This window comes from Nonomuraea sp. NPDC050547, assembly GCF_044457345.1.
Classification (GTDB): Bacteria; Actinomycetota; Actinomycetes; order Streptosporangiales; family Streptosporangiaceae; genus Nonomuraea.
Genome location: NZ_JBITGW010000025.1, coordinates 110,107 through 125,875, shown reverse-complemented (window position 1 = coordinate 125,875; position 15,769 = coordinate 110,107). Strand labels below are relative to the sequence as shown.

General features: G+C 72.0%; 15 protein-coding genes. 10 read left to right on the top strand and 5 right to left on the bottom strand.

The window, feature by feature from the left end; translation table 11 throughout:
* Positions 1-5 precede the first annotated feature (5 nt).
* The 3 genes from ACIBHY_RS46985 to ACIBHY_RS46975 are packed head-to-tail and all read right to left on the bottom strand — an operon-like array spanning position 6 to position 3,123.
* Positions 6-260: a glycine cleavage T C-terminal barrel domain-containing protein gene (locus tag ACIBHY_RS46985; RefSeq protein ID WP_397310211.1), complete on the bottom strand. Its 255-nt coding sequence runs from the start codon at positions 258-260 to the stop codon at positions 6-8.
* Positions 261-302: 42 nt separating this feature from the next.
* On the bottom strand, positions 303-2,354 hold the full coding sequence (locus ACIBHY_RS46980; RefSeq protein WP_397310151.1) for an FAD-dependent oxidoreductase: 2,052 nt from the start codon (positions 2,352-2,354) through the stop codon (positions 303-305).
* A 22-nt stretch (positions 2,355-2,376) separates the two neighbouring features.
* Positions 2,377-3,123: a GntR family transcriptional regulator gene (locus ACIBHY_RS46975; RefSeq protein WP_397310150.1), complete on the bottom strand. Its 747-nt coding sequence runs from the start codon at positions 3,121-3,123 to the stop codon at positions 2,377-2,379.
* A 258-nt stretch (positions 3,124-3,381) separates the two neighbouring features.
* Here ACIBHY_RS46975 and ACIBHY_RS46970 point away from each other — a divergent pair, with 258 nt between their 5' ends.
* The 3 genes from ACIBHY_RS46970 to ACIBHY_RS46960 are packed head-to-tail and all read left to right on the top strand — an operon-like array spanning position 3,382 to position 4,590.
* Entirely contained in the window at positions 3,382-3,969 is a 588-nt protein-coding gene (locus ACIBHY_RS46970; protein ID WP_397257577.1) for a hypothetical protein, read from the top strand.
* Positions 3,970-3,990: 21 nt separating this feature from the next.
* Positions 3,991-4,338 (top strand): YybH family protein, encoded by a 348-nt coding sequence (locus tag ACIBHY_RS46965; protein WP_397257579.1) that lies wholly within the window; start codon positions 3,991-3,993, stop codon positions 4,336-4,338.
* Between the two features lie 39 nt (positions 4,339-4,377).
* A complete protein-coding gene (locus ACIBHY_RS46960; RefSeq protein ID WP_379618437.1) occupies positions 4,378-4,590 on the top strand; it encodes a hypothetical protein in 213 nt (70 codons plus the stop codon).
* Between the two features lie 324 nt (positions 4,591-4,914).
* Here ACIBHY_RS46960 and ACIBHY_RS46955 read toward each other — a convergent pair whose 3' ends face one another.
* A complete protein-coding gene (locus tag ACIBHY_RS46955; RefSeq protein ID WP_397257581.1) occupies positions 4,915-5,505 on the bottom strand; it encodes a TetR/AcrR family transcriptional regulator in 591 nt (196 codons plus the stop codon).
* 65 nt (positions 5,506-5,570) lie between these two features.
* Here ACIBHY_RS46955 and ACIBHY_RS46950 point away from each other — a divergent pair, with 65 nt between their 5' ends.
* The 4 genes from ACIBHY_RS46950 to ACIBHY_RS46935 are packed head-to-tail and all read left to right on the top strand — an operon-like array spanning position 5,571 to position 11,658.
* Positions 5,571-6,827, top strand: a complete 1,257-nt coding sequence (locus ACIBHY_RS46950) for an FAD-dependent oxidoreductase (protein ID WP_397310149.1) — start codon at positions 5,571-5,573, stop codon at positions 6,825-6,827.
* A 43-nt stretch (positions 6,828-6,870) separates the two neighbouring features.
* On the top strand, positions 6,871-7,500 hold the full coding sequence (locus ACIBHY_RS46945) for an RNA polymerase sigma factor (RefSeq protein ID WP_397310147.1): 630 nt from the start codon (positions 6,871-6,873) through the stop codon (positions 7,498-7,500).
* 44 nt (positions 7,501-7,544) lie between these two features.
* The gene (locus ACIBHY_RS46940) at positions 7,545-8,675 is read left to right on the top strand and encodes an amidohydrolase family protein (protein WP_397257587.1); all 1,131 of its coding nucleotides are present in this window, start codon (positions 7,545-7,547) and stop codon (positions 8,673-8,675) included.
* A 16-nt stretch (positions 8,676-8,691) separates the two neighbouring features.
* Complete coding sequence (locus tag ACIBHY_RS46935) at positions 8,692-11,658, top strand: BTAD domain-containing putative transcriptional regulator (RefSeq protein ID WP_397310146.1); 2,967 nt, start codon at positions 8,692-8,694, stop codon at positions 11,656-11,658.
* Here ACIBHY_RS46935 and ACIBHY_RS46930 read toward each other — a convergent pair.
* On the bottom strand, positions 11,595-12,869 hold the full coding sequence (locus tag ACIBHY_RS46930) for an FAD-dependent monooxygenase (RefSeq protein WP_397310145.1): 1,275 nt from the start codon (positions 12,867-12,869) through the stop codon (positions 11,595-11,597). The two genes, ACIBHY_RS46935 and ACIBHY_RS46930, sit on opposite strands and share 64 nt — an antisense overlap.
* Positions 12,870-12,967: 98 nt before the next feature.
* Here ACIBHY_RS46930 and ACIBHY_RS46925 point away from each other — a divergent pair, with 98 nt between their 5' ends.
* The 3 genes from ACIBHY_RS46925 to ACIBHY_RS46915 all read left to right on the top strand — a co-directional run bounded on the left by ACIBHY_RS46925 (position 12,968) and on the right by ACIBHY_RS46915 (position 15,747).
* Positions 12,968-14,131 (top strand): low temperature requirement protein A, encoded by a 1,164-nt coding sequence (locus tag ACIBHY_RS46925; RefSeq protein ID WP_397257593.1) that lies wholly within the window; start codon positions 12,968-12,970, stop codon positions 14,129-14,131.
* Positions 14,132-14,209: 78 nt separating this feature from the next.
* Positions 14,210-14,539: a YciI family protein gene (locus tag ACIBHY_RS46920; protein WP_397098625.1), complete on the top strand. Its 330-nt coding sequence runs from the start codon at positions 14,210-14,212 to the stop codon at positions 14,537-14,539.
* Positions 14,539-15,747, top strand: a complete 1,209-nt coding sequence (locus tag ACIBHY_RS46915; RefSeq protein ID WP_397257595.1) for an RNA polymerase sigma factor — start codon at positions 14,539-14,541, stop codon at positions 15,745-15,747. Before ACIBHY_RS46920 ends, ACIBHY_RS46915 begins: the two co-directional genes overlap by 1 nt.
* Positions 15,748-15,769: the final 22 nt, after the last annotated feature.

Here is a 15,769-nt window from a genome sequence, read left to right as displayed (position 1 = left end):
CCCGCCTAGGCACGGATTGTTACACCTGGCGGGTCGTCAAGAGGCGCGGTGTGATGCCGGACAGGGTGCCGGTTTCCCATAATTTCCACCACGAACTCGGAAGATGCGGCCACCTGCGCCGGAACGTAGGCACAGAAGATGTTCTCTCCCACCGTGTGTCCAAAACCGGCACTTTTCACAGGAGTCAACCTGCCGTCAGGAAGGACGAGCGATTCACCACCGTGCATGACGACCTCGCCACTGGCGGTGAACCACGTCAGCCGCCGCGCGGGCCCCCGGTCACGGATGGTGCGCAGGGCGGGTCAGGCCAGCAGTTCGGGCTTGGCGTGGACGGCGAGGCCCGCCTCGTAAGGGTTGTCGTCGGCGCTGATGTCGGCCGCCCAGGCCGGATAGTGCTTCTCCAGCCGCAGCGATCGAAGCGCCCTGTAGCCCACGTCGACCGCGCCGAACCCGGCCCCGACGAGGCGTTCGTAGAGGTCGAGGGCGTACTCGGCGGGCACGTGCAGTTCCCACCCGAGCTCGCCCACGCATGTGGTGCGCAGCGCGAGCACGGGCGCGTGCGCGACGTCGATGTGCCGCGCGCTCAGGTAGGGGAAGGCCGCGTCGCCGAGGTCGGCGGGACTGAGCGCGCCGAGCAGGCCGCGCGAGCGCGGCCCGCACACATTGACGACCGCGTAGGCGGATCCGACGTCCGTGATCGTCATTTCCGGTACGGCATGCCGCCGCAGAAAGGCGGTGTCGTACTCCCCGAACGCGCCCCCGGTCACCAGGTAGAAGCGGTCACCGGCGAGCCGCGTGACGGTGACGTCGGCCTCGATGCCCCCGCGGACGTTGAGCAGCTGGGTGTGGACGATCGTCCCGGCCGGGACGTCCATCTCGGCTCCGGCCAGCTTCTGGAGAAGCGGGAGTGCCCCAGGTCCGGAAATTTCGTACTTCGCGAGTGAGCTCATGTCCACGATGCCCACCCCCTCGCGGACCGCCCGGTGCTCGGCCGCCACGTACGGCCACGCCTCCGTCCGCCCGAAGCCCGGCGTCTCCGGCGGGCCGAAGTAGCCGGGCCGCTCGTACCCGGCCTTGGCCTCGTAGGCGGCCCCGCGTTCGAGCAGCCGGTCGTAGAGCGGGCTGCGCCGCTGCCCGCGCGCCGCCCGCGCCTCGTGCCCCGGATAGCCGATGGCGTAGTAGCGGGCATAGGACTCGACCGCTCTTTCGTGCAGCGCGCCGTACACCGTGTGCGCCCGCCCGAACCGCCGCACGTCGAACGGCCAGAGGTCCATCCCCGGGTCGCCGTCCACGATCCAGTTGGCCATCGCGAGCCCGGCCCCTCCCGAGGCGGCGATGCCGGAGGAGAAGCCGCAGCAGTGGAAGAGGTTGTCGAGCTCGCCGTTGAGCCCCATGATCGGCTCGGCGTCCGGCGAGAACGGGATCGGCCCGTTGATCATCGTCTGCACGCCGAGTTCACGCAGGCACGGCACGCGTGCCATCGCCGCCTCCCCCAGCGGCTCGAACCGCTCGAAGTCGGCCGGCAGCAGCTCCGGCCCGAAGTCGCGGGTCACGTGGAACGGCCGGGTGCCGTCCTCCCAGCCGCCGACGGCCAGCGCGGAAGCCTCGGGTTTGACATAGAAGCGCCCGTCGGGATCGCGGAGCGTCGGCAGGCCGGCGGGGACGTGTCCGGACTTGGCGGTGACCAGGTACTGGTGCTCCAGGGCGCACACCGGCACCGCGGAACCGGCCATCGCCGCGGTCTCGGCGCCCCACATGCCGGTGGCGTTGACCACCACGTCGGCCTCGATCCGGTCCTGCTCGGTGACGACCGCCACGATCCTGCGGCCGTCGCGTTCGAGGGCGGTGACCCGGCGGTTCTGGACGAACTTCACTCCGGCCGCGCGGGCGCGACGGGCGTAGGCGTGGGTGAGCTGGCTCGGGTCCACGTATCCGTCGGAGGGGATCCAGGCGGCGCCGGCGATCCCGGCCGGGTCCAGCAGCGGGAAGAGCTCGGCGGCCTCGCGCGGGGAGACCAGGTGCACGTCGAAGCCGAAGCCCTTGCTCGCGGTGGCGGCGCGCTTGAGTTCCCGCCATCGGTCTTCGGTGGCGGCGACTCTGACGCTGCCGACGCCGTGCCATCCGGCCTCGTCGCCGAAGTCCCGGTAGAGCTCGGCGCCGTGGCGCATCAGCCGGGTGAGGTTGCCGGAGCCGCGCAACTGGCCGACGAGGCCGGCGGCGTGCCAGGTGGCGCCGTGGGTCAGGCCGAGCCGTTCGATCAGGATGACGTCGGTCCTGCCGCGCAGGGCCAGGTGGTAGGCGATGCTGCAGCCGATCACGCCGCCGCCGATGATCACGATCTCGTGGTGGGTCACGGCGTCCGACGCTAATGGTTGCCTACCTTTCGGACAATCCCCACACCACCATGCGTGTTCTATCGCCGCGATAGACGTCTCTGCCGAACTCCACCGGCCGGTCGGCGTCGTCGTAGGCGATCCGCTCGATGTACATCAGCGGGGCGCCCTCCTCGACGTCCAGCGCCGCCGTCTCCTCCGGGCCGGCCAGGATCGGCTCCAGGTACTCCACCGCCCGGACCGGGGTGTGCCCGTAGACCGCTCTGAGCAGCTCGTAGATGGAGCCGTCGAGGGGGTGGTCGAGCAGGCCGGGGAACAGGGCGAGCGCGTAGTAGGTGTGCTCCAGGGCGACCGGGCGGTCGTCGGCCAGCCGTACGCGGACGATCTCGTGGACCGGCTCGCCCGGCTCGACGCCGAGAGCGGCGGCGATGGCCGGGCTGGCCGAGCGGCCCCGGGCCGACAGCACCCGAGCCGCGGGCTTCATGTCCTGCTCGCGCAGCTCGTCGGCCAGACCGGAGTAGCGCGACAGGTTCCGCCGCACCTTGGGCTCGGCCACGAACGTGCCGCCACCCCTTCCCACGGTACGCACCACGTGGCCGTGCCTCTGCAGTTCCCGCAGGGCCTGGCGCAGGGTGTCGCGGCTGACGCCGATCTCCGCGGCCAGGTCGCGCTCCGCCGGCAGCCGGTCACCGGGGCTCAGCCGGCCCTGGGCGACGGCTGCCACCACGGCGTCGACGATCTGCATGTAGAGGGCGCCGCCGTCCTCGTCGAGGTCTATCCGCCCGAGCATCCGACCAGGATAGCCAAAGGACCGTACCTTAAGGGGAGTCCGGGGATCCGGACCCACGAAAGAGGGGTCCGGATCCCCCCGCGAGGTCCGATCCCCCCGCTCGGTCGGATCCCCTTCGAGGCGGTCCGATCCCTTCGAGGCGGTCCGATCCCTTCGAGGCGGTCCGGTCCTCGAGGGGCCGGATCCCCCGTGCGAGGGAGGGGCGAGATCGCTCGCACCGGCGATCACTTTCGTGGCGCGAAATCCCAGGATTGAGGCATGAACCTGCGCACCGCGTACCTCGCCACCCCGCTCCTCGTCCTCGCCTACGGCGTCATCCGCATCCTGGACGGCCTCGACGGCTCACGGGGCCCCGGGATCGCCTGGACGACCGGCCACCTGGCCTTCATCGCCGCCCTCGCCCTCTTTATCCCGATTTTTCTGGACATGAGGCGCAGGCTGGGCGGCGGCGTCCTGCCCACCGTCACCGTCGTCGCCGGGATCGCCGGCATCGCCTGCGCCATGGCCCAGTTCGTCATCGACGTGATCGTCGGCTTCATGGCCGCCGACCACGCCGGGATGGGCGTGCTGTTCGACCGGGTCCAGGAGGTGCCCGGCGTCGATCTGCTGGTCTACCAGGGCGGGCCGTTCCTCTTCTACATCGCCCAGTTCGTGCTGGTCACCCACCTGGCCGTCGTCAAGCAGGTCAAGTACTGGACCCCCGTGCTGGTCATGCTCGACTTCATGCTGCCCCTGATGAACAAGGACCTCATGCCGCTCGGCGCCCTGTGCCTGCTGGTGTCGTTCATCCCCCTGGCGCGCACGGCCGCCACGCCGCTCCAGGGCCGCCACATCCTCGCGGCCTGAGGCGGTCTACCCTGGTAGGACATGAACCTCGAACAGTGGATCGCCGACTATGTCCGGGCGTGGAACACCAACGACCCGGCCGGCATAGCCGCGCTCTTCACCGAGGACGCGTCCTACTACACCGAGCCCCACGCACAGCCATGGCACGGCCGCGACGCGATCGTGGCCGGCTGGCTCGCCAACCAGGACGAGCCCGGCCAAACCTCCTTCACCTGGCAACCGCTGACGGTGACCGGAGATCTGGCGATCGTGCAGGGCACGACGGTGTATCCGGACCGGACGTTCAGCAACCTCTGGGTGATCAGATTCGGCCAGGACGGCCGATGCCGGGAATTCACCGAATGGTGGATGGAACACCACCCCAGATGATGCAATGAGCCTCTGCCGCCACCATGCCGAGGAGCCCCGTTGACTGACAACCTCGACCTCGCCGCCAGTGCCCAGGAACTCGCCGACAACGCGCCGGCCGGTTCGGTGAGCCGCGCGGCGGCCTCGTCCGTGGCCATCACGCTGGCCACGACCCGCGACACGAACCACGCCAGGAACACCCTCGACGGCCTCGCCCCCGCAGAGGTACGGCAGGCCGCCCTGGACCTCTTCGAACGCCTCGTCACCAGATAGCCCCCGTCGGTCGCCCCGGGATCAGGGGGCTCCCGGGGACCCCGAAAAGGGGCCCGCCACAACCAGAGAGACCGCACAACCAGAGACCGCACAACCAGAGAGACCGCAGAACCAGCAGAACGCGGAACCCGAAAGAACGCGAAAAGCCCGCCACAGGCGGAAAGACCGCCCTACACGCGCCGGATCCGGCCGCCACACGGTAAGGCCGCCCGCGGACCGGGACGGGCAGGCCGCCACACGCTGACAGCCGGCCACAGACCGGGCGAACAGCCCGCTACACGCGGACAGACCCCGCACACGGACAGACCAGCCAAAGGCGGAGGATCAGGACCCGAGCCGCCCGACGATCAGCGCGACCTGCTCGGCGTAACGCTCCCCGAACTCAGCCGAGGCCGGGTCGAGCCCGGTGGCCGCCTGGACGAGCTGCGGAAAGGACACCCCCGCCGCCGCCATGGCGAAGCAGGCCACCAGCAACATCCCCGGATCCACATCCTGGGGAAACTCCCCGTCGCCCCGCCGCCTGCCCAGTTCGGCCACATCGCGGCGTACGTTCTCGACGAAGGCGGGGTCGGCCGGCACCCCCTCGGTGAGCCCTCCCCAGACCATGAGCTTCCCCAGCTCGCGATGCGCGGAGTTGGCCCTGGCATACCCGGCGACGAGAGTCGCCAGCGAAGCCGCCTGATCGGCGAACGCGCTCTCCTCCGCCTGCCACCGCCCGGTGAGCTCCTTGTAGAGCCCCTCCTTCCCCCCGAAGTAGTAAGAGATCAGCTGCTTGTTGACTCCGGCGCGCGCGGCGATCTCACTCACTCTGGCCCCGGCGAACCCCTTGGCGGCGAACTCCGCCAGGGCCGCGTCGAGGATGCGCGCCCTGGTGCGCTCGGGGTCGCGCTGCTTCTCCTCCGGTGCACGTCTCATACGTCGCACACTATCATCCATCCGTTTGGTTGACAGAATCATCCAGACGGTTGATAGTGGAGCGCATGACGACGAAGAAGCATGTAGCGATCATCGGCGGCGGCATCGGCGGGCTCTGCCTGGCCCAAGGACTGCACAAGGCCGGAGTCCGGGTCACCGTCTACGAACGCGACCGCACACCCGCCGACCGCCTGCAGGGCTACCGGGTGCACATCGACCCGCACGGAGCCCGCGCCCTGCGCGACTGCCTGCCGCCCGAACTGTGGCGGGCCTTCCTCGACACCACCGGCACCAGTGGCCAGGACTTCGGCTTCCTGACCGAGCGACTCGACGTGCTGGCCCTGATCGAGACGCCCAAGGCCGCCGACCCCGCCGCCGACCACCACTCGGTCAGCCGCATCACGCTCCGGCAGGTCCTGCTGGCCGGCCTGGAGGACGTGGTGCGCTTCGGCAAGTCCTTCGAGCGCTACGAACGGCTGCCGGACGGCCGGGTCCGCCTGCACTTCGCCGACGGCGACAGCGCCGTGGCCGACATCGTGGTCGCGGCCGACGGCGGCAACTCACGGGTGCGCAAGCAGTACCTCCCGCACGCCGAACGCGTCGATACCGGCATCACCACGGTGGCCGGGAAGTTCCTGCTGACCGACGAGACCCGCGGCCTGCTCGCCCGCCGGCTCACCGACGGCCCGAACAACGTCATCCCGCCCCGGGGCATCGGCCTGTTCTGCGCCCCGCACGACCTCGGCGACGCCGCCCCCGTAGACGGCATCGGCGCCACCGAGCGGGACGGCGCGCTCATGGACAACGCCGCGAGCTACATCCTGTGGGCCGTCGGCGCCGCCGAAGGCCGCTTCCCCGCCGACGTCGCCGACCTGCCGGGCACGGAGCTCCGGGCCGCGGTCGGCGACATGATCTCCGGCTGGCACCCCGACCTGCGCGCCATGGTCGAACGTTCCCACCCCGACACCGTCTCCCTGCTGCCGATCCGCACCTCGATCCCGATCGAGGCCTGGCCGGCGAGCAACATCACCCTGCTCGGCGACGCCATCCACAGCATGACCCCGATGCGCGGCATCGGCGCCAACACCGCGCTGCGCGACGCCCGCCTGCTCTGCCACGCGCTGACCGGCGACGGCGACGAGATCACCGCCATCGCCGCATACGAGGAGCAGATGCGCGGGTACGGCTTCGCCGCCGTCCGCGACTCCCTCAGGGCCGCCAAGCAGTTCGTGGGTGACAACCGGCTGGCCAGGACGGGATTCAAGACCTTCCTGCGCACGGTCCAGCGCTTCCCGTCGCTGAAGTCACGCGTATTCTCCTGAGCCCGGAAGGGAAAGCTTTCCCGCACATCGGGTGATACTCAGCATGGCAGCCACTCACGTCGAAAAACCTCCCGAGGCGTCACTCGACGACTTCGACGCGGTCTTCGACGCCTACTTCCCCGAGATACACCGCTACGTGGCCCAGCGGCTCGGCCCCGACCACGCCGACGACGTGGTCGCCGAGACCTTCCTGACCGCCTTCCGCAAGCGGGCCCGCTTCGACCCGGGCCGGGCGGCCCTGCGCTCCTGGCTGTACGGCATCGCCACCAACCTGGTCGGCAAGCACCGCCGTACCGAGATCAGAGCCCTTCGCGCGATGAACCGTCACGGCGCCGCGCCCGACTCCCCGGGCCATGAGGAGCGCGTGACCGCCTCGGTCAGCGCCCAGAGCCTGCGGCCCGCGCTCGCGGCGGCCATCGCCGCCGCCGCCTACCGGGCGCTGGCCGGCATGCCGCACGTGAAGATCGTGGAAGGCGTCGAGAACGCGGGGACCGCGATCGAGTTCCGCCTGCAGGAAGGCCAGCCCACCCAGGTCCGGGTGATCATCGACCCGGAAACCTCGATGGTGACGTCGTACCAGGTCACCGGCATGCCGGGCAAGGGCGACCGGATCGAGACCGTGCTCGCCTCCGGCTGGACCGACGAGAAGCCGGCGCCGCCGACGGTTGAGTAAGGGGTACTCAGGTCAGGCGGCGTGCGCGGTGCCATGGTGAGGGCATGTTCACCATGCGGGCACGCCGCCTGTTCGACGGCCAGGACCTGTACGAAGACCGGGTGGTCACCATCCACGACGGCCGGATCGCCGCGGTCTCCGGCCCCGGGCCCGCCGACCTCGACCTCGGAACCGCCACGCTGCTGCCGGGGTTGATCGACTGCCACGTCCACCTGGCCTTCGACGCCAGCGAGGACGCCGTCGCGCACCTCGACCGGCCGGACCTGGCCGCCCGCATGCGCCAGGCCGCCCGCCGGCACCTGGACGCCGGTGTCACGACCGTGCGCGACCTCGGCGACCGCGACTACCTGGCGCTCGGCCTCGGCCTGACCGCCACGGAAGGCCCGGAGATCCTGGCCTCCGGCCCGCCCATCACCACCTCGGGCGGCCACTGCTGGTGGCTCGGCGGCCAGGCCGACGGCGAGGCGGCGGTCCGCGCCGCCGTACGCGAGCGGGCCGCGCGCGGCGCCCATGTGATCAAGGTGATGGTCACCGGTGGCCAGATGACCGAGGGCTCGGCACCCCACCTCATGCAGTACGGCCCGGCCGAGCTGAAAGCCGCCGTGGACGAGGCGCACGCCGCCGGCCTGCCCGCCGCCGCCCACGCCCACAGCCCGGAGGGCATCGCCGAGGCGCTGCGGGCCGGGTTCGACACGATCGAGCACTGCGGCTTCTGGACCGAGGACGGGGTCGAGCCCGATCCGCTCATCATCGCCGCGCTGGCCGACTCGCCGGTCGTGGTCTCGCTGACCGCGGGCATCGTGCCGGTGCCCGGCATGGCGCCGCCGCCCGAGATCAGGGCCCGGCTGCCGAAGATGATCGAGGTGCTCAGGACCCTGTACGCGGCCGGGGTGGCGTTCGTGATCGGCAGTGACGCGGGCATCGCCCCGATCAAGCCGCACGGCCTGCTGCCGCACGGCGTGCAGATGCTGGTCGACTCCGGGTACGCGCCGCTGGACGTGCTGCGCGCCGTCACCTCGGTGGCGGCCGGGGTCTGCCGGGTCGGCGCCAGGAAGGGCCGGATCGCGCCCGGGTTCGACGCCGACCTGCTGGTCGTGGCGGGCGACCCGCTGGCCGACGTCACCACGCTCTGCCGCCCGCTGGCCGTCTACCGCATGGGGCGGAAGGTCGCCTGATCGCTAAAGTGGGCGGGTGCGGATCGCGATGCTCGGGCCGCTGCTGGTGTCCGGGGCCGAGATCGGCGGCGCGCGGGTGCGGTCGCTGATCGTCAGGCTGGCGCTCGACCCGGGTCGTGTGGTGGGCGCCGACCGGCTCGCCGCCGACCTCTGGCCGGACGACCCGCCCGCGCACCCGCAGGCCGCGCTGCAGTCCTTGGTCTCCCGCGCCCGCCGCGAGGCGCCCGGCCTGATCGCCTCCCACCCTTCCGGCTACCTGCTCGACCTGCCCCCCGACGAGGTGGACGTGTGGGTCTTCGAGCGCCTCGTCCGCACCGGCCGGGCCCGCGCCGCGCTCGGCCTGTGGCGCGGACGGCCTCTCGCCGACGCCGAGAACCTGCCGTTCGCCGCCCCGCCCGCCGCCCGGCTCGACGAACTCCGCCTGCAGGCTCTGGCCACCCGCATCACCGCCGACCTGACAGAAACCACCCACCTGACAGAAGCCACCCACCTGACAGGAGTCGCCGGCCCGGTGGAAGGCGCCGCGGACGTGCTGGCCGAGCTGGAAGGACTGGTCGCCGCCCATCCGCTGCGCGAGCCGTTCCACGCGCTGCTGGTACGCGCCCTGGCCGGGCAGGGCCGCCGGGCCGAGGCGCTGGCCGCCTACGAGCGCGTCAGAACGCTGCTCGACGAGACGCTCGGCGCCGATCCCGGACCCGAGCTCAAGGAAGCGCACCTGGCGGCGCTACGGGACACCGAGCCCAACGAGCAGCCGAGTCTGCCCACCCCGCTGACCAGCTTCGTCGGCCGCACGGAGGACCTCGCGCGGCTGCGCGCGCTGCTGGCGGGCGGGCACCGGCTCGTGACGCTGACCGGTCCCGGCGGCGTCGGCAAGACCCGGCTGGCGCTGGAGACGGCGTCGGGGTTCCGGCGCGTACGGCTGGTCGAACTCGCCGCCCCCAGCTCCGGTACGCGAGCCGCCCTGGAAGGCGCGTCCGGTGCGCGGGCCGCTCGGGGGGGTGCGCCGGATGTGCGGGCGGCTCCGGGGCGCGCGTCGGATGTGCGGGCGGCCCTGGGGCGTGCGCTGAACACCGCCGACCCGGTCAACGCGCTGCGCGGCACGGGATCGGTGCTCGTGCTGGACAACTGCGAGCACGTCGTCGAGGAGGCCGCGCGGGTCGCGGAGTGGCTGCTCACCGAGGTTCCCGACCTGCGGATCCTCGCAACCAGCCGCGAGCCCTTGGACATCTCCGGCGAGAGCACGCATCCCGTCGCGCCGCTGGACGACGAAGCGGCGGTCGCGCTGTTCGCCGAGCGGGCCGCCGCGGCCCGGCCGGGCGCCATCGGTCCCGGCGACCGGGCCGACGTCGCGCGCATCTGCGCCGAGCTGGACGGCATCCCGCTGGCGATCGAGCTGGCCGCCGCCCGGCTGCGGACGATGCCGATCTCGGTGCTGGTCGGGCAGCTGGGCGATCGGCTGAGCTTTCGCGGCGGGCGTACCGCGCAGCCTCGGCACCGCACGCTCCGCGCGGTGATCGACTGGAGCTGGGAGCTGCTCGACGAGGCCGAGCGGGAGCTGCTGCGCGGGCTGTCGGTGTTCGCCGGAGGAGCCACGCTGGAGGCGGCGCGGCAGGTGTGCGGCGCGGACGTCGCGACGTTGTCGTCGCTGGTGGACAAGTCGCTGGTGGGGCTGTCCGGTGAGCGGTACACGATGCTGGAGACGATCAGGCGCTACGCCGGGGAGAGCGGCGAGCCGCCCCTCGACGCGCATGCCCGCTACTACACCGAGCTGGCCGAGCGCTGCGAGCCGTACCTCAGGACGGGTGAGCAGGTGAGCAGGCTGGCGGTGCTGGACGCCGAGCAGGCCAACCTGGACGCCGCGCTGGAGCACACCCGTGAGCCGCTGCGGCTGTTCCTGGCCCGGGTGTGGCCGTGGGTGATGCGCGGGCGGCGGCGCGAGGCCTGCGAACGCGCCGCCGAGGTACTGCGCCGCAGCACCCCCGCCGACGGCGAGCTGGCGTACGGGCTGGCCGCGGTGATCGCCGGGGAGCCGCCCTCCGCCGCGGTGCTGGCCGCCGACCATCCGGCGGCGCTGGCCGCGTGGGCGCTGGCCGACCGGCTCGGGCCGCCGAGCGGCGTGGTCGAGCTGGCCGAGACGGCCGTGGCCCGCCTGTCCTGCCATCCCGACCCGTGGACGCGGGCGGCGGCGCGGCTCATGGCCGGGATCGTGCGCTTCGAGTACGGCCGGTCGGGTCAGGCGGAAGAGCTCCTGCTGCCCGCGCTCGACGGGTTCCGCGCCGTGGGCGACCGCTGGGGGCTGGCGTTCGCGCTCTACTGGCTGTCGCTGGCCGCGGAGAACCGCGGCGACTACGCCGCCGCGCTGGAGTTCGCCGAGCGCTCCGAGCGGCCCGCCGCCGAGATCGGCGGGCTGGAGGCGCTGCCCGGCCCCCTCATGTTCCTGGTACGGCTCGCCCAGCTCCGTGCCCGCTCCGGCGACCTCGACGGGGCCGCCGCCGTGGCCGGCCGGGCGTGGGAGGCGGCGCACAAGACCGGTGACCCGCTCGGCATCGTCCGTGTCCTGCACGCCAACGGCGAGCTGGCCAGGCTGTCCGGCGACCCCGCGCGGGCCCGCGCCCTGCTGCGCGAGGCGCTCGCTCTGGCCGCGACCACGCCGGTGCCGCCCCAGCTGGAGGCGCTGGTCAACGTCGAGCTGGCCCGGGTCGCCGACGAACCCGGCCCGCCGCTACGCCGGGCGCTGGAGCTCATGGAGGGCGGCGACGACCGGACCGTGCGGGCGACCGTTCTGGAGGCCGCCGCCCGCGCGCTCTCCGGCAGCGCCGAGCCCGCGGTCGTCGCCAGGATCGCCGGCGCCGCCGGTGCGCTGCGTGACGTCCCCGCCGTCACGCGGCGGCTGCTGGCCGAGCTCGGCCTGTCCGCCTGTCAGGATGAGGTGGCGATGTCGAACCCCGAGAGGTACGCGCTGAGCTCGCTCTCGTCCCCGTGATAGCCGACGTATCCATCGGGGCGGACCAGGATCACACCTTCCTGGCCCTCCTGGGGCGGGTGGACGCGGACGGCTTCGCCGTACTCCCGCGTGGTATCGGCGAGCAGCAGGAAGTGCGGCCCGCGCCGCTCCTCGAACAGCGCGCCGAAGCGCTCGCCGCCGCGCGGCCCGCGCGAGAGCGGTGAGCCGAGGTAGGCGAGGTTGAGCTGCTGGGTCTCCTCGTCGCGCTTGAGGTCGGCCGTGCGCAGCAGCCTGGTGCTGAGCCCGAGGACGTGCTCGGCGACGGCCATCCGCTCGAACTCGTAGGTGTCCAGCAGGGTGTCGTCGCCGGCGGCGAGCTTCCAGCCGAGGTTGTAGGCGTCCTGCACGCCGGTGTTGAGCCCCTGGCCGCCCGCCGGGGAGTGCACGTGCGCCGCGTCGCCCGCCAGGAACACCCGGCCCACGCGGAAGCGCTCGGCCATCCTGATGTTGACGCGGTACTCCGACTGCCAGAGCACCTCCTCGACGATCTCCGGGAACTCGGTCGCGCCCGGCGCGGTGAACTGGAAGACGTCGGTGCCGGGAATCGGGCACAGGCTGTAGTTCAGCGTCTTCTTCGCCATGTCCCCCCAGACATGCCAGTGCTCGCGATCCACACCTTTCGCCCGGACGTCGGCCACCAGCATCCGCTCGCTGTCGAACGTCTCCCCCGCGAAGCCGACGCCGAGGTGCTTGCGCACGAAGCTCCTGCCCCCGTCCGCGCCGACGAGATGGCCGAACCGCTCCCGCTCGCCCCCGCGCAGCGTGGCCGTCACGCCCTCCTCGTCCTGCTCGAACCCGGCCAGCTCGGTGCCCAGCTCGACCTCGTGCCCGAGCCCGGCCAGCCGCTCGCGCAGGATCCGCTCCGTCCGCCACTGCGGCTGCATGATCAGATTCGGGTACGGCACCGCCGCCGAAGCCCGCCTGATCTCGCTCATCCGCCCCTCCCAGACCACCTCCCCATCGGCCCAGCTGCGGATCGGCGGATAGGTCGAGCCGCTGGCCAGGATCTCCTCGGCCACCCCGAGATCGTCGAAGACCTCCAGGGTCCGCGGCTGCAATCCCTTGCCCCGCACCCCGGCCGGATGGGCGGCCGACTTCTCGATGATGCGGAAGGCCAGCCCGCGGCGGGCCAGCTCGATGGCCAGGGTCAGTCCCGTCGGCCCGGCGCCCACGATCAGTACGTTTCTCATGCCGGACACGCTCCCGCGGCCCTCTGTCATGGCTCTGTCAGCCGCTGTCACTAGGGTGTCCGCATGTCGCCGCTGTTCACCGCTGTGGAGGGCCCGTGATGAGAGCCATCAGGAACCACAGCGCCGAGGGCCCCCGGGTCGCCCCCTTCGAGCTCTTCTTCGACCTCGTCTTCGTCTTCGCCATCACCCAGCTGTCGCACCTGCTGCTGGCCCACCTGACCGTCGGCGGCGCCGCGCAGGCGCTGTTCCTGACGCTCGCCGTGTGGTGGGCCTGGATGTACACGACGTGGACCACCAACTACTGCGACCCCAACCACCCGGTCATCCGCATCATGCTCGGCGGCCTCATGCTGGCCAGCCTGATCATGGCCGCGTCGGTGCCCGAGGCGTTCGGAGACCGGGCTATGTGGTTCGCGCTGGCCTACGTGGCGATCCAGTGCGGCAGGACGGCCGTGGTCATCTGGGCCACCTCGGGCAGCGACCTGCGGAAGGTCTTCATCGGGGTCGGCTTCTGGTTCCTGATCTCCGCGGTGTTCTGGATCACCGGCGCCTGGCTGGGCGGGTCGCTCCAGGTGGTGCTGTGGATCATCGCGCTGCTGCTCGACTACGGCGCGCCGATGATCCGCTTCCCCACCCCGGTCATCGGCCGCACGTCCACCCACGACTGGCAGATCAACGGCGCGCACATGGCCGAGCGGTGCCAGCTGTTCATCATCATCGCCCTCGGCGAGTCGATCCTGGTCACCGGGGCCACGCTGGCCGGGGCCGAACCGGACGCGCTGACGCTGGCGGCGTTCACGATCTGCCTGCTGGGCAGCGTCGCCATGTGGTGGGTGTACTTCGACCTGACCGCCGACCTGGCCGCCGAACGCATCGAGTCCTCCGACGATCCGGGCAGGCTGGGCCGGTCCGCGTACACCTACGCGCACATCCCGATGGTGCTCGGGATCATCGTCTCGGCCGTCGGCGACGAACTGGTCATCGCCCATCCCGGCGGCCGGGCCGAGGTGGCGACCGTGCTGATGGCGCTGGGCGGACCCGCCCTCTACCTCGCCGGTCACACCTGGTTCAAGTACATCGTCTTCGGGACGTTCTCGGCGCCCCGCCTGGCCGCGATCGGCGCGCTGTGCGTCTTCGCCGTGCTGGCGATCCTGGTGCCCGTCGTACCGCCGCTGCTCCTGAGCACCGGGTCCCTGGTGATCCTGGTCGTGGTCGCCGTCTGGGACACCCGCCACTACCGCGGGCTCCAGATGGCGGCGTGAGGAAAATCTTCGGGCCCGCTGTCCGGTACGGCCGCCGCCGCTCGTCACCATGGTGAAGTCACACCAAGGAGGCCAACGATGAAGTACATGATGTTCGTCTGCAGCGACACCGAGCCCGACACCGACACCACCCCCGAGCCCGACATCGAGGTGTGGGTGGCGGAGAACGACGCGGCCGGACGGCGGCTGGACGGCTCCGCCCTCGCGGCTCCGGCCAGCGCGACCACCGTGCGGGTGCGCGACGGGCAGTTGCTGGTCTCCGACGGGCCGTTCGCGGAGACCAAGGAGGTCATCGTCGGGTTCGACCTGCTGGAGTGCGCCGATCTGGACGAGGCGATCGAGGTCGCCCGCGCCCACCCGATGGCACGCAACGGCCGCCTGGAGCTCCGGCCGCTGATCGACCTCTGATGGACGACGCCGCCGCCCGTGCCGCTTCCGAGGCCGCCGTCGAGGCGTACCCGCGGATCGTCGCGGCGCTCATCCGGATCACCGGCGACTGGACGCTGGCCGAGGACAGCGCGCAGGAGGCGCTGGCCGTGGCGTTGGGGCGCTGGCCCAGTGAGGGCGTACCGGACAATCCCGGCGGCTGGCTGATGACGGTGGCCCGCAACCGCGCGCTCGACGTGCTGCGGCGGGCCACCGTCGAGCGGCGCAAGCTGAAGGAACTGGCGGTGCTCGCGCTGACCGCCGCCACCGAGGAGGAGCCTCAGGAGGAGGTCGTGGACGACCGGTTGCGGCTGATCTTCACCTGCTGCCATCCGGCGCTGGCGCTGGAGGCACGGGTGGCGCTGACGCTGCGGACGATCTGCGCGGTGCCGACGGGTGACATCGCGCGGGCTTTCCTGGTCAGCGAGTCGACGATGACCAGGCGGCTGACCAGGGCGAAGACCAAGATCTCAGAGGCGGGCATCCCCTATCGGGTGCCTGACGGGGAGGCGCTGGGCGAGCGGCTGCCCGGGGTGCTCGCGGTGCTGTATCTGCTGTTCACGCAGGGGTACAACGCCGATGGGGAGCCGGCCTTCGCCGAGGAGGCGATCCGGCTGGCCCGGCTGCTGACCGGCCTGATGCCCGAACAGCCGGAGGCGGCGGGGCTGCTGGCGTTGTTCCTCCTGCAGCACTCGCGGCGCGACGTCCGCCGTGACCGGGAAGGCCGCCTCGTCCCCCTCGACCGGCAGGACCGCACCCGCTGGGACCACCTCGCGATCCACGAGGCCACCGACATCCTGTCCGGGCTCGGCCACGGGGGCCCCTACACGGTGCAGGCCCGGATCGCCGCCTGCCACGCCACCGCCCCGACCCTCGAAGCGACCGACTGGCCGCTGATCGCCGGCTGCTACGACGATCTGGTACGGCTGCAGCCAAGCCCGGTCATCGAGCTGAACCGGGCGGTGGCGCACGGGTACGCCTTCGGGCCGGAGGCGGGCCTGGCCCTGCTGGCCGCGCTGCGGTCGGGCGGGGCGCTGGGCGACTACGCGTTGCTGGTGGCGGCCGAGGCCGACCTGACGGCCCGCGCGGGTGACCGGGAGCGCGCGGCCGTACTGTTCCGGCGGGCCGCGGAGAGCACGCACAGCGAGTCGGAACGCCTCGCCCTCCTGGCCCGCGCCGCCGACCTCTGACCCCCGGGAAACGTCCGTGTGC

What these genes read in the sequence shown, in the direction of transcription:
- ACIBHY_RS46975 (WP_397310150.1), bottom strand. Translation starts at nt 3,123, where the DNA reads ATGCTCGGGCGGATAGACCTCGACGAGGACGGCGGCGCCCTCTACATG.
- ACIBHY_RS46970 (WP_397257577.1), top strand. Translation starts at nt 3,382, where the DNA reads ATGAACCTGCGCACCGCGTACCTCGCCACCCCGCTCCTCGTCCTCGCC.
- ACIBHY_RS46965 (WP_397257579.1), top strand. Translation starts at nt 3,991, where the DNA reads ATGAACCTCGAACAGTGGATCGCCGACTATGTCCGGGCGTGGAACACC.
- ACIBHY_RS46955 (WP_397257581.1), bottom strand. Translation starts at nt 5,505, where the DNA reads ATGAGACGTGCACCGGAGGAGAAGCAGCGCGACCCCGAGCGCACCAGG.
- ACIBHY_RS46950 (WP_397310149.1), top strand. Translation starts at nt 5,571, where the DNA reads ATGACGACGAAGAAGCATGTAGCGATCATCGGCGGCGGCATCGGCGGG.
- ACIBHY_RS46945 (WP_397310147.1), top strand. Translation starts at nt 6,871, where the DNA reads ATGGCAGCCACTCACGTCGAAAAACCTCCCGAGGCGTCACTCGACGAC.
- ACIBHY_RS46940 (WP_397257587.1), top strand. Translation starts at nt 7,545, where the DNA reads ATGTTCACCATGCGGGCACGCCGCCTGTTCGACGGCCAGGACCTGTAC.
- ACIBHY_RS46930 (WP_397310145.1), bottom strand. Translation starts at nt 12,869, where the DNA reads ATGAGAAACGTACTGATCGTGGGCGCCGGGCCGACGGGACTGACCCTG.
- ACIBHY_RS46925 (WP_397257593.1), top strand. Translation starts at nt 12,968, where the DNA reads ATGAGAGCCATCAGGAACCACAGCGCCGAGGGCCCCCGGGTCGCCCCC.
- ACIBHY_RS46920 (WP_397098625.1), top strand. Translation starts at nt 14,210, where the DNA reads ATGAAGTACATGATGTTCGTCTGCAGCGACACCGAGCCCGACACCGAC.
- ACIBHY_RS46915 (WP_397257595.1), top strand. Translation starts at nt 14,539, where the DNA reads ATGGACGACGCCGCCGCCCGTGCCGCTTCCGAGGCCGCCGTCGAGGCG.